We start from the raw sequence: 12,516 nt of genomic DNA, 5'->3' as shown, positions 1-12,516 counted from the left end.
ATAGGCATGTTTTTTTATGATAAGAAGAATAATTGGATGAAGAAGAGAAGCGCGAACACATAGATGAGTGGATGGACACGCTCTTTTTGGATAGCTTTCATGATCGGATAGACGATGAAACCGAATGCGATACCGGTTGCGATGCTACCGGATAATGGCATGATCAAGATGACGAGGAAAGCCGTGAAAGCTTCGCTGAAGTCATCCCATGGAATCTGTTTGATGTTTTGAATCATGAAGGCACCGACTAAAATCAATGCTGGCGCAGTGATTGCCGGAACGCTCGAAATCGATTGAACGAACGGTCCAAAGACGGCCGATAATGCGAATAGAATTCCGACCGTCACGGACGTGAGTCCAGTCCGTCCACCAGCAGCGACACCCGCTGCAGATTCTACGTAAGCGGTTGTTGGGCTCGTTCCGAACAATGAACCAGCGACCATCGCAGTCGAATCAGATAATAGGGCACGTTCGCTGTTTTTCAATGATCCATCTTCTTCAATCAAACCAGCCTGTTCTCCAACAGCGACCATCGTACCTGTCGTGTCAAACATCGTCACGAGAACGAAGGAGAGGACACCGCTGAACAGACCGTATTGGAACACGTCTTGAATGGCGTTGAACGGATTCGTGATGATCAATCCTTCTGGTAACGTCGGTAACGCAACGAAGGAATTGGAAAACTTCAATTCACCTGTCAAGAATGCAATCAATCCAGCGAGGATCATGGCATACAAAATAGCACCTGGTACACGTTTGATCGTCAAAATAGCTGCAACTAATAGTCCGATGAGTGTGATCAATGCTTCTGGTGATGTCAATGCGCCAATCGTGACGAGTGTATCTTCACTAGCGACGAGAATTCCTGACATCTTGAGACCGAGTGAAGCAATGAAAAGACCGATTCCACCTGTGATAGCAAGCTTTAATGTCATCGGAATGATTTCAATCAGCTTCGTACGAATCGGTGAGAGGGATAACAATAAGAAAATGACACCAGCGACGAAGACAACTGAGAGTGCTGTCTGATATGGAATCTTCTCACCAACGACAAGTGTATAAGTAAAATACGCATTGAGTCCCATTCCGGGTGCGACTGCGATTGGTAGATTCGCATACAGCCCCATCAGGAGTGTACCGATCAATGTCGCGATGATCGTCGCAGAAAAAGCTTGGGCTTGGGGGATACCGGCATCTGCTAAAATCGTCGGATTGACGAGCAGAATATATGCCATCGTAATGAACGTCACGAATCCAGCTTGGATTTCACGTTTTACGGTTGTTTGATGTGCGGCAAGTTTAAACATGGATAAAAGGACCACCTTCATAACAAATTGATTAAAAAACGAACATTGATGATATTATAGTAAAATTCATTCGGAATCAAGTCGAAACAAAAAAGAATTTTTTATAGGAATCAAGAAAGAGAATATCAGGAAATGATGTAAGCGGATTCAAGGTTATGATACGATTGATTACAAGAAAAAGGATGGGGGCGCCTTTTATGAAAAGTATCCGGACGCGTTTGATTCGTCTCGTCGTCCTGGCGATCTTGATTCCGACAGCCCTCGCGACATCGATTTCCTACTTGTATGTGCGGCACCAAAACATTGAACAGGCAGAACGTTCTAGCCTGAACGTGTTGACACGGGGAAATACACAGGTGACCCATTACATAGAGGATATCCGCCGTCTCTCGACAAGTCTGTATGCGAATCGTTCGTTGATGAACATCATGCGCGTCGGAGCAGATCAGGAACTAGACGAATCCGATGGAGTCGTTTCGCGGGCGATGTTAGGTCTGTTTTTATCACGTCAGGATATCGAACAGTTACATTTCGTCATCTTAAATGGTTATTCGGAGTATTCGGTCTACAATATGAAAACGACGAGTCGGGGAACGTTTGATTGGATGCAAGAAACGGATTATTTTCGATTGATGAAACAAAAAAGTGGCTGGTTGATTGACGGAGCGCACACGATTGAACCATATAATGTCCACACGATGATTCTTGATGAGAAACAAGTCGTTAGTTTTCGTTATCGCATTGATCGTGTCGAAACAGATGAGCCGCTCGGCTTCCTTTCAGTGGATATTCCAGTCCGTGTATTTGAACAACAGTTGAAACTGTTCGAGAATGATCCGGAAGAGTCGTTATGGTTGATGACAGAACAACATATTTTGGCACAGACTGGGGCAGAGATGGAACTACCGGTCGATCAATTCACTGGGCAGAGTGGGAGTTTACGTGTCGGAAAATCGTTCATCGTCTACTCGAAGACGATGACGAATGGAGTTCCACTCATACTAGTCAAACGGATTCCGTATGCGTCAGTCATCCAAGGGGCGAATGAAACGGCATTGATTCTTGTTTTGATTGGTTTAGTCTCACTGTTCGTCATGATCATTTCCGCAAGTCTCGTTGCCATGCAGATCACGAAACCAATCAAACAGTTGACAGCAAACGTCTGGCGAGTCGAACAAGGGGATTTATCAGCACCATTCGTTGCGACGACGAATGATGAGATTGGATTACTCAATCGACAGTTCCAACGCATGATTCAACGGATTGACCGTTTAATCAAACGGGACTATCGACTGGCACTTGAAAATCGGACGAATGAGCTACGGGCATTACAATCCCAGCTCAATCCGCACTTCTTATTCAATGCCTTACAATCCATCGGAACGACGACGTTACAAGGGGACCGTAAGATTGCGTACCGCTCGATCACCGGATTATCGCAAATGATGCGTTATTCGATGAATAATGAGCAGACGATCGTAACGTTAAAACAAGAAGTTGACCATCTTCAGGCGTATATTCGTTTGCAACAGCAACGTTTTCCGGAACGGTTCCGTTATATCGTTGACGTCCCGTGGCATCTCAATGACATTGAAGTGCCGAAGATGATCTTGCAACCGTTCGCTGAAAATTACTTTAAACACGGCTTTCGACAGCAATTAGCAGCGACGGAAAACTATCTCGCCTACAAAGTCCGGACGGATGGTGGACGTCTCATCATTCAAATCGAGAATAGCGGCGCCATTCTTGAAACAGGACGACTTGAAGAGATTGATCGAAAAATGCGCATGCATCGTAACCCAGAAGATCTCGAGACGAGTGGGATTGGTCTCCATAATATTTATGAACGGCTCTTGATTTTTTACGGAGAACAAGCAAATATGACGCTCTCTTCTTCAGCTGTAGAGGGAGGATTCAAAATCGTGATTCGGATTCCATATGAGAAGGGGGACTTGGCATGAACGTGTTGATCGTAGACGATGAACAACATGTACGGGAAGCGGTCAAATTGCTCGGAGAATGGGACAGTTGGCAGGTCTCACATATTTACGAGGCGGAACATGGGGAAGAAGCGAAACGATTACTGGATACTGGAACGATCGATTTAATGCTGACAGATGTCGAAATGCCAGGACTCGACGGACTAACATTACTAGAATGGACAAAAAATCATCATCCAAAGGTCGTCACGATCGTGCTGACAGGGTATGATGATTATACGTATATGCGACGTGCTATTTTGCATCAATCCTTTGATTATTTATTGAAGCCGGTTGATCCAGATGTACTCAATGATGCCTTGTCCCGCGCGATGGAATGTATCCATCCGGTAGTGGAATCAGGGGAAGCGATTGATCAAATCGCCAAATACATCGAAACGCATTATGCGGAAGAATTGACACTGCAATTCATGAGCGAACGGTTTTACTTGAGCCGAGAGTATATATCACGACGCTTCAAACAGCGTTTTTCCGTTAACTTATCTGATTACATCCAAACGATTCGCTTGAATCGGGCGAAGGAATTATTGAGTGAGACGGAAGCGCGCATCTACGAAATCGCACTTGAAGTCGGGTATCAGGACGATAAGTATTTTCGGAAAGTGTTCAAAAAACAATTCGGTATGACGCCGAATGAGTTTCGTGAATTGTTGTCGATTTAAACGACTATCGAGGAGGAATCGTACATGAGTGTACACATTAACGCAGCTGAAGGACAAATCGCCGAAACGGTCTTACTTCCAGGAGATCCGTTACGTGCTAAATACATCGCCGAGACGTTTTTAGAAGATGTCGTTCTTTATAACGAAGTTCGAGGCATGTATGGCTTCACAGGTACTTACAAAGGTAAAAAAGTTTCGGTTCAAGGAACAGGTATGGGTGTACCATCGATGTCGATCTATGCGAACGAACTCGTTCAGTCATACGGTGCGAAGAACCTGATCCGTGTCGGAACTGCCGGTGGGATCACTCCAGACGTTAAAGTTCGTGACGTCGTCATCGCGATGAGTGCTTCGCATGACATGGCACAGAACCGTGTCCGTTTTAATGGACTAGACTACGCACCGACAGCTTCTTTTGATCTGTTGCATAAAGCATATACAGCAGCTAAAGAACAAGGTATCGATGCAAAAGTCGGTCAAATCTTCACGACGGATCAGTTCTATCAAGATGATTTCCATCACTTCAAAAAATGGGCGGATTTCGGATGTCTCGCAATCGAGATGGAAGCGGCAGGTCTTTACACACTTGCAGCAAAACATAAAGTAAACGCACTGACGATCCTGACGATTTCAGATCATCTGTTGACAGGTGAAGAAACGACATCGGAAGAGCGTCAGACGACATTCAACGATATGATGAAAGTTGCGCTTGAAACAGCGATTCAATTATAAGAAGTAAGACGGAGAAGCCTCTCCGTCTTTTTTCATAGTCGAAAAAGAGATATGGTAAGATAAAGGCAGTGTTATAGATCAGTTAAAGGGGAGATTTTCGGATGGAGACAACGATGACAGAGACAGTGCTTTCAGAGCGCCTTGAGACACAGCGTCACTTTTTCCAAACAGGTGCAACACGTAGTCTAGCTTTTCGCTTAAGCATGCTGACGTTCTTACGCCAAGCGATTGAAACGCATGAAGCCGCGATCTATGAGGCATTAAAACAAGATCTCAATAAAGGACAGCATGATGCTTTTACGACGGAAATCGGTTTCGTCTACGGAGAGATTCAACGGATGGAGCGACAACTCCGTCGACTGGCACGCCCGAAGCGTGTCGCAACACCGCTTCTGCATATCGGCTCAAAAAGTGAAATCCAGTACGAACCCTATGGCAACGTTCTTGTCATCGCACCATGGAACTATCCTTTCCAGCTCGCACTTGCTCCGGTCATTGGTGCGATTGCGGCGGGGAATACGGTCGTCCTTAAACCATCCGAGCTGACACCGAATGTCTCTCGTGTATTACGAGAAGTCTTTGAAACGGCATTCCATGAACGATTCGGAATCGTCATAGAAGGAGATGCTGAAGTCAGTAGCACCTTATTAAACGAACGTTTTGATTATATCTTCTTTACGGGTTCCACACGCGTCGGAAAAATCGTGCATCAGGCTGCGGCGAAGCATTTAACACCGGTCACACTTGAACTGGGTGGGAAATCACCGACGATCGTTCACAAGGATGCGGATCTTCGTCTAGCAGCGAAGCGGATCGCATGGGGAAAATGGCTGAATGCTGGACAAACATGTATTGCCCCGGATTACGTATTGATCCATGAAGACGTCAAAGAACGTTTCTTGCAGTTGATTGAAGAAGAAGCCTTCAAACAGTACGGGAATGGCATCGGCGTCTCATCCTACGTCAAAATCGTATCGGACGATCATCTGAATCGCCTCAGCAGTTACTTGTCGCAAGGGACGATCGAATTCGGTGGACAAGTCGATCCGGAAACGCGTAAGATGGCGCCGACCGTCATGACGAATGTAGCGGTGGATGCTCCAGTGATGCAAGACGAAATCTTCGGACCGATCCTGCCGGTATTGACCTACCGTGAAATCGAAGAGGTCATCGCGTTCGTCAATGATCGTGACAAACCGCTTGCACTTTATCTGTTCACAGAGAACAAAGCCGTCGAACATCGTATCCTTGAACGGATTTCATTCGGTGGCGGATGTGTCAATGACACATTGATGCACGTCGCACAGCATCATCTACCATTTGGTGGAGTCGGGGCGAGTGGCATGGGTGGATATCATGGCAAGTATAGTTTCGAGACGTTCAGCCATCGTAAAGGAATCGTCAAAAACACGACGGCGTTCGATTTACCTTTCCGCTACATGCGAACAAATAGCAATTCCAAATGGATGCGCTTTTTGTTATGATGAGCTGTGATTAATTGACTTAAGAAGGAGCTCTTCACTTGAAAGATCAAGTAAAACAGTGGATGAAACGAACAGGCTTGATTGAACGCAGTCTGCGAACCATCATGAAAGTCTTTACGTGGTTGCCACAAAAATCAAATCGAGTCCTTTTCGAGAGTTTTCTCGGAAAGCAATATAGTGACAGTCCGCGTGCCATCTACGAATTGATGCGTACGATGCACCCGGAATGTGAGTTGATTTTTAGTAAACAACGAGGTGTTACGTTTCCACGAGACGTCAAGACGGTAGATCGGTTGACGTTTCGCTGGATTTATTTGCTCGCGACGTCACGGGTCTGGGTATCAAATAGTCGGTTACCGGGTTGGTTGATCAAACCGAAAAAAACGTATTATCTCCAAACATGGCACGGCACACCGCTCAAAAAGCTCGCGCTTGATATGGATGATGTCCAAATGGCGAATACGACGACGGAGCGGTACAAACAAGGATTTAAGCAAGAGACTGCAAAATGGTCCGGCTTAATTTCCCCGAATGCCTACTCTAGTTCAATCTTTCGGCGAGCATTTGCTTTTGAAGGTGAGATGCTAGAAATTGGATACCCTCGAAATGATATATTTTATCAAGAGGCACGGCATGCTAAAATCAAAGAAACGGTTTATCGCCACTATGAGATTGATTCTTCGAAAAAAGTCTTGCTGTATGCACCTACTTGGCGAGATAATGCGTTCGAAGGTCAAGGGAAATATTCATTTGAGCTGCCCTTTTCGTTAGAGGAATTTGAAAAGCGATTCGGGGATGAATATGTCCTGCTTATTCGAATGCACTATTTAGTCGGAAGTCGTCTCGACGTCACTGCTTATCCATCCGTTCGAAATGCATCGAACTACCCGGATATCGCGGAGCTCTATATGGCGTCAGACGCTTTGATCACGGATTATTCTTCTGTCATGTTCGATTTTGCGCATTTATCGCGTCCGATTTTATTCTATACGTATGACTTAGAACATTATCGCGATCAGTTGCGCGGATTTTACTTCGATTTTGAACAGGAGGCACCGGGACCATTATTATCCACTGAGACAGCACTATTTGAAGAACTCAATCAGTTGGATGATTGGCACACACGGTATGCGTCAGCATTCCGAGCGTTCCAAGAGACGTATTGTCAATGGGATGATGGGCAGGCTTCAGAACGGGCGATGAAGACGATCATAAAGAGAATTTACGGATAAAAGGGAGAGCAAAATCATGAAGAAGGTTATTACGTACGGAACATTTGATTTATTGCACTGGGGTCATATCAACATCTTAAAACGTGCCAAAGAGATGGGCGATTACCTCATCGTCGCGATTTCGACAGACGAATTCAATCGTTTAAAACATAAACAGTCTTACCATAACTTTGAGAATCGGAAGATGATCCTTGAAGCCATCCGTTATGTGGATGAAGTTATTCCAGAAAACAGCTGGGATCAAAAAGTAGAAGATGTGAAAAAACATGATGTTGATCTCTTCGTCATGGGTGACGACTGGAAAGGCGAGTTCGACTTCTTGAAGGAGCACTGTGAAGTCGTTTACCTCAGTCGGACTGAAGGCATCTCTACAAGCCAGATTAAAACGGAATTAGCTTCGAAGTGATTGAAGAGGAGACCACACGATCGACGTGCGGTCTTTCTTCGTAGAAGGGCAGGATGAAAGTGGTTAGAGAAGGTATCGTATGGGTCTATTTATTGTTGTTTCGTATTTGTTATGGTGTCTTTCGATTGCTACCGCTTCGACCAGTCACTTTGTTTTGGATGACGTATGGTGATAACGCGAAACCTGTTAATGATCGCTTAGCGCAGGAATTGCCAAGTGAGAAACGGTATCTGGTATATGATCATCATTTCATGAAGCAGCCGGATCTGTGGAAGTCAGATCGGACTCTTCGCTTTCGTCGTTTACGATTCGTCCGATTGGCGTATTTGCTTGCGACCTCCCGGACGGTCTTCGTCGATAATTATGTCGCCGAATTCAGTGTCGCAACAACGCGACGAGGAACACGACGTATCCAGCTATGGCATGCGGCAGGAACATTAAAGCAGTTTGGACTGACCTCCTCCAAAAGTCTGTTCGTATCAGAACGAGTACGAAATCGTTTTCGACGTGTTTATCAGGAATATGGTGATTTCATCGTACCAGGGATGCGCTGTGCGACACAGTTCATGGCACCACACGACTTAAAACGGTCTCACTTTAAACCATTCGGCATGCCGCGAACGGACTATTGGTTTGATGAGAAGCAACGAAAGCAGAAAACATTGGAATTAAGAAAACAATATGTAAAGACTGATCGTCGAATATTATTGTATGCACCGACATACCGGGAATACAAAGGAACAGAAGATCATACGATTCAACAGTTCGAACAACTTGCTCAAGCGGGATGGACGATTCTCGTTAAATTACATCCAACGATTCGGTCTCTTTCTACCTATCGTTCTAACCATATCCATCTTTTGGACGATACGTATCAGATCAATGATTACTTGCTGATCACAGATGTGCTCGTAACTGATTATTCTTCGATTCCATTTGAAAGCTGTCTCCTCAACATTCCGGCGTTCTTGTATACACCGGACATCGACACATACCGACAACTACCAGGGCTCGTGGATCAGTATCCGAAACCGCTACCTGTCCGACAGACAGAACGGATGGAGCAGTTGATGGAGTGGATCACGTCTGATGTGATACTTGAAGAATGTCGTCAACACATGCAGAAGTTCCAACAGAGCTGGTATGATCAGACACCGGGTCAAGCAGTCAATCGAATTGTTCATCATTACTATGGTATAAATCCATGACATCACTCCTGACGATTTCTTTTGTATTCTTAAAAGTAGTCGTCAGGTCATTTTAAAAATAGTAATGTGAAATGTTGAACAAAGTTTGACAATCTTTTGAAAATCCATTCTTTTCGACTGTGATGTTCTATACTAAAAGCAGAAGAAGAGGAGAGGAGAAATGGATATGCTAACTTGTGGAACGACTGAAGCCAATACGTTCGTCTTATCACCCGAAACGCGAACGTTGCTTGAGAGCTTCATGACAGAAACGACGTTCAAAAAGGATTCCATTGTCTGTTGGGAAGGGGAAATGAACGATAAGTTGTTTTATGTGAAACAAGGAGGCGTCAAACTATCGAAGTTGACGAAAAAAGGCAGTCCATTACTCATGTTTTTATATTTCAAAGGAGATTTGTTTGGCGAATTTGATGTAGGAGAAGCTTTTCCGAGTTCCTACAGTATTGAAACGATGGAAGATAGCATCATCGGATTCTTATCGAAAAACCAATTAGAAGAGCTTATGAAAAAAGATGGTGCCTTTGCGCTTGAGATCATGCGATGGCAAGCATTAATGCGGAAGCAAACGGAAACGAAATTACGTGACTTACTACTGTTTGGAAAACCAGGGGCATTAGCTTCGACGTTACTTCGCTTGATTGCGATGGAAGGGGAACAAGTGGGAGAAACGTATCGTCTTGCGAAGCGACCATCCGACGGTGAGTTTGGTCAATTGATTGGTGCACCACGTGAGACCGTTAATCGTATGTTTTCTCAGTGGAAAAAAGAAGGGGTCATTTCGATGACTGCAAAAGAAATCATCATTCACGATCCGCAATATCTCCGGGATTTGTGTCATTGTGAAGGGTGTCCGGCAGGTGTTTGTCGAATTTAAGATGTACGAATCATCCCGACGCGAAACAGGACTTTCCTGTCTCGCGTTATTTTTATGTATAAAAGTTTTTTCTACGCTCGTTTAGATGTGAACTTTCTGTGTGTTTTCGAAATGAAAAGTGCGGAATCTTCATATTTAAAGTGATATTTATCACAGTTTCCAGACTTGCTGAATTCTTACAATAAAGACAAGTTCAGAGTAGGAAAGGAGTAATCACGATGAGTCAAAAGACAGAATCGAACCTAAAAGGAACATTCGTTGCCGTCCTGATTGTAGCAGGTGTCATCATCGGGATGTGGAGTTCAATCTTTCTATTGTTCATATCACGTTAAGGGGGAATCACGATGCACATTCATCGTTTAGAAAAAATTTGGCTGATCTTCGGAGTAGCGATGCTAGCGGTCTTCTTGACCATCATCGGTGTATCCGCTTTTGCATCGGGCAATCAACCACCATCCGATGCGACATTGATTGATCCGACGAAAGTCGATCAAACGAAACCGTTTGATAAGCCAGGACTAAAAAAGATTGATGATGACCGATACGAAGCGGTCATCGTTTCACAAGCTTTTCAGTTTACACCAAAAGATATGGTCATACCTAAAGGGGCGACAGTCGATTTTCTCGTGACATCGAAGGACGTCGTTCATGGATTTGAAATCGTTAAGACGAACGTCAACATGATGGTCGTTCCCGGACATATTAATTCGATTGAGTATACGTTCAAGGAAGCAGGCGAATATCTCGTCGTCTGTAATGAATATTGTGGTAATGCCCATCATATGATGGCAACGAAAATCAAGGTGGTGGAATAAGATGAATGCTATATCAAATAAACTAAGACAGTTCGAGATGGAGCGTGGTCTACCCGCTACCGTCATCGGAGTCAAGGAAGCGAAACTGGCCTTTGCACATGTTAGTTTTTCACTTGTCGCCTTATTGATCGGTGGTCTATGTGGATTACTACAAACGATGGTACGGACAGGTGCTATTCCAGAAATCGCTGGAATCGGATACTATGAGCTTCTGACTGCTCACGGATTGATGCTTGCAATCGTCTTTACGACGTTATTCATTTTCGGATTATTGTTCTCATTTTTAGGTCAATCGTTCGGACGCTTCGAAGAGTTTCCGCGACGTCTCGGATGGGTCGGGTTCTGGTTCATGATTCTTGGTGTCGTCCTCGTCACGTGGATGGTGCTTGCAGGTGAAGCTTCCGTCCTCTATACGTTCTATGCACCACTCAAGGCACATCCTGTATTTTATATCGGACTCGTCATCTTCGTCGTCGGAACGTGGATCGCGTCTGGTGCCATGTTCCGAATGTATGCTGATTATAAGCGGGAACACCCTGGTGTTCATCCACCGCTTCAAGCCTACATGAGCATTATGACTGCCTTGTTATGGGTGGTTGCGACACTCGGCGTAGCGGCAACGATTCTCTTTCAACTCCTTCCTTTATCTCTTGGTTGGACGGATAAGGTCGGGATCGAACTATCTCGGACGCTATTTTGGTACTTTGGTCACCCACTCGTCTATTTTTGGTTATTACCTGCTTATATCGTTTGGTATACGGTCATTCCGAAAATTGTTGGGGGGAAGATTTTTTCTGATGCGTTAGCACGTATGTCGTTCTTGTTATTCCTACTCTTTTCATTCCCTGTTGGTTTTCACCATCAATTGTTAGAGCCGGGGATTTCTGCATTTTGGAAGTATGTCCAAGTCGTCTTGACATTCCTCGTCATCATTCCATCATTGATGACTGCTTTCTCGATGTTTGCGACTTTTGAGTTGGCGGGTCGCCGGAAGGGGGCAACTGGCATATTTGGTTGGGTGAAGAAAATGCCATATCGGGATGTCCGGTTCCTTGCACCGTTCATCGGGATGTTGTTCTTCATTCCAGCAGGTGCAGGTGGTGTCATTAATGCATCGCATCAGCTGAACATCATCGTTCACAACACATTGTGGGTCACGGGACACTTTCATATCACGGTCGGTGCTGCTGTCGCACTGACGTTCTTCGGAACAGCCTACTGGCTTGTCCCGCTCTTACGTGGTCGGACGTTAACAGCGGCAATGAATCGTCTCGGGCTTATTCAAACGGCTGCCTGGACGATCGGAATGCTCTTCATGTCGACGGCGATGCACATCTCAGGACTACTCGGTAATCCACGACGGACGGGTCCAGCCGCCTACTTCAAGGATTCCATCGTCGCTGACTGGATTCCATATCATGTCGCAATGGCGATCGGCGGAACGATTTTATTCATCTCGATTCTGCTATTCCTCTATGCGATGTTCCAACTTGCCTTCCGCACGCCAAAAGGAACGGAAGAATTTCCGATTGCTGAAACGGAAGAAGAGGCGATGGCAACGCCACTCTTCTTTGAAAATTGGAAGTTATGGATTTTCGTAACGTTCGCTTTGATTGCGTTTGCGTATACAGTGCCGATTTGGCATATGATTGAAAATGCCCCTCCAGGAGCTCCCGGATGGAGACTCTGGTAAGACAAAGAAGAAGGGGCTGACTCAAAAAAAGAATGACGCGTCTGTACACGCCCTTTCCTCAGGCGAGATACAAGCCAGTTTTCCTGCTTCATTTAAGCAGGAA

Annotated in this window: 12 protein-coding genes; 11 read left to right on the top strand and 1 reads right to left on the bottom strand. The window is 45.1% G+C overall.

Translation table 11 applies throughout. The annotated features are described in order from the left end of the window. Positions 1 to 14: 14 nt before the first annotated feature. Entirely contained in the window at positions 15 to 1,307 is a 1,293-nt protein-coding gene (locus tag AYO36_RS14455) for an NCS2 family permease (RefSeq protein ID WP_064300813.1), read from the bottom strand. Between the two features lie 197 nt (positions 1,308 to 1,504). Here AYO36_RS14455 and AYO36_RS14450 point away from each other — a divergent pair, with 197 nt between their 5' ends. The 11 genes from AYO36_RS14450 to AYO36_RS14405 all read left to right on the top strand — a co-directional run bounded on the left by AYO36_RS14450 (position 1,505) and on the right by AYO36_RS14405 (position 12,413). After that, positions 1,505 to 3,268 (top strand): sensor histidine kinase, encoded by a 1,764-nt coding sequence (locus tag AYO36_RS14450; RefSeq protein ID WP_064300812.1) that lies wholly within the window; start codon positions 1,505 to 1,507, stop codon positions 3,266 to 3,268. After that, the gene (locus AYO36_RS14445) at positions 3,265 to 3,969 is read left to right on the top strand and encodes a response regulator transcription factor (RefSeq protein ID WP_050678245.1); all 705 of its coding nucleotides are present in this window, start codon (positions 3,265 to 3,267) and stop codon (positions 3,967 to 3,969) included. The genes AYO36_RS14450 and AYO36_RS14445 overlap by 4 nt, the downstream gene beginning before the upstream one ends. Before the next feature lie 24 nt (positions 3,970 to 3,993). Beyond that, on the top strand, positions 3,994 to 4,701 hold the full coding sequence (gene deoD, locus AYO36_RS14440) for a purine-nucleoside phosphorylase (RefSeq protein WP_023467244.1): 708 nt from the start codon (positions 3,994 to 3,996) through the stop codon (positions 4,699 to 4,701). Between the two features lie 101 nt (positions 4,702 to 4,802). Then, a complete protein-coding gene (locus tag AYO36_RS14435; RefSeq protein ID WP_064300811.1) occupies positions 4,803 to 6,185 on the top strand; it encodes an aldehyde dehydrogenase in 1,383 nt (460 codons plus the stop codon). A 62-nt stretch (positions 6,186 to 6,247) separates the two neighbouring features. Beyond that, positions 6,248 to 7,417, top strand: a complete 1,170-nt coding sequence (locus AYO36_RS14430; RefSeq protein ID WP_064300884.1) for a CDP-glycerol glycerophosphotransferase family protein — start codon at positions 6,248 to 6,250, stop codon at positions 7,415 to 7,417. Positions 7,418 to 7,433: 16 nt separating this feature from the next. Continuing rightward, positions 7,434 to 7,823, top strand: coding sequence for a glycerol-3-phosphate cytidylyltransferase (gene tagD, locus AYO36_RS14425; RefSeq protein WP_050678243.1), 390 nt, complete (start codon positions 7,434 to 7,436; stop codon positions 7,821 to 7,823). 53 nt (positions 7,824 to 7,876) lie between these two features. Beyond that, positions 7,877 to 9,031, top strand: coding sequence for a CDP-glycerol glycerophosphotransferase family protein (locus AYO36_RS14420; protein ID WP_064300810.1), 1,155 nt, complete (start codon positions 7,877 to 7,879; stop codon positions 9,029 to 9,031). Between the two features lie 160 nt (positions 9,032 to 9,191). Beyond that, the gene (locus AYO36_RS14415; protein ID WP_231884726.1) at positions 9,192 to 9,905 is read left to right on the top strand and encodes a Crp/Fnr family transcriptional regulator; all 714 of its coding nucleotides are present in this window, start codon (positions 9,192 to 9,194) and stop codon (positions 9,903 to 9,905) included. Positions 9,906 to 10,123: 218 nt separating this feature from the next. Beyond that, positions 10,124 to 10,237 carry a hypothetical protein gene (locus tag AYO36_RS16840; RefSeq protein ID WP_023467253.1) on the top strand — a complete coding sequence of 38 codons (114 nt, stop codon included), beginning with the start codon at positions 10,124 to 10,126 and terminating at the stop codon, positions 10,235 to 10,237. A 12-nt stretch (positions 10,238 to 10,249) separates the two neighbouring features. After that, on the top strand, positions 10,250 to 10,720 hold the full coding sequence (locus tag AYO36_RS14410; RefSeq protein ID WP_050678241.1) for a cytochrome c oxidase subunit II: 471 nt from the start codon (positions 10,250 to 10,252) through the stop codon (positions 10,718 to 10,720). Between the two features lies 1 nt (position 10,721). After that, positions 10,722 to 12,413 (top strand): b(o/a)3-type cytochrome-c oxidase subunit 1, encoded by a 1,692-nt coding sequence (locus AYO36_RS14405; protein ID WP_064300809.1) that lies wholly within the window; start codon positions 10,722 to 10,724, stop codon positions 12,411 to 12,413. Positions 12,414 to 12,516: the final 103 nt, after the last annotated feature.

This window comes from Exiguobacterium sp. KKBO11 (genome assembly GCF_001644945.1).
GTDB classification, from domain to species: domain Bacteria; phylum Bacillota; class Bacilli; order Exiguobacteriales; family Exiguobacteriaceae; genus Exiguobacterium_A; species Exiguobacterium_A abrahamii.
Note: the sequence above shows the minus strand (reverse complement) of the source record. Positions and strands in the feature narration are given on the sequence as shown.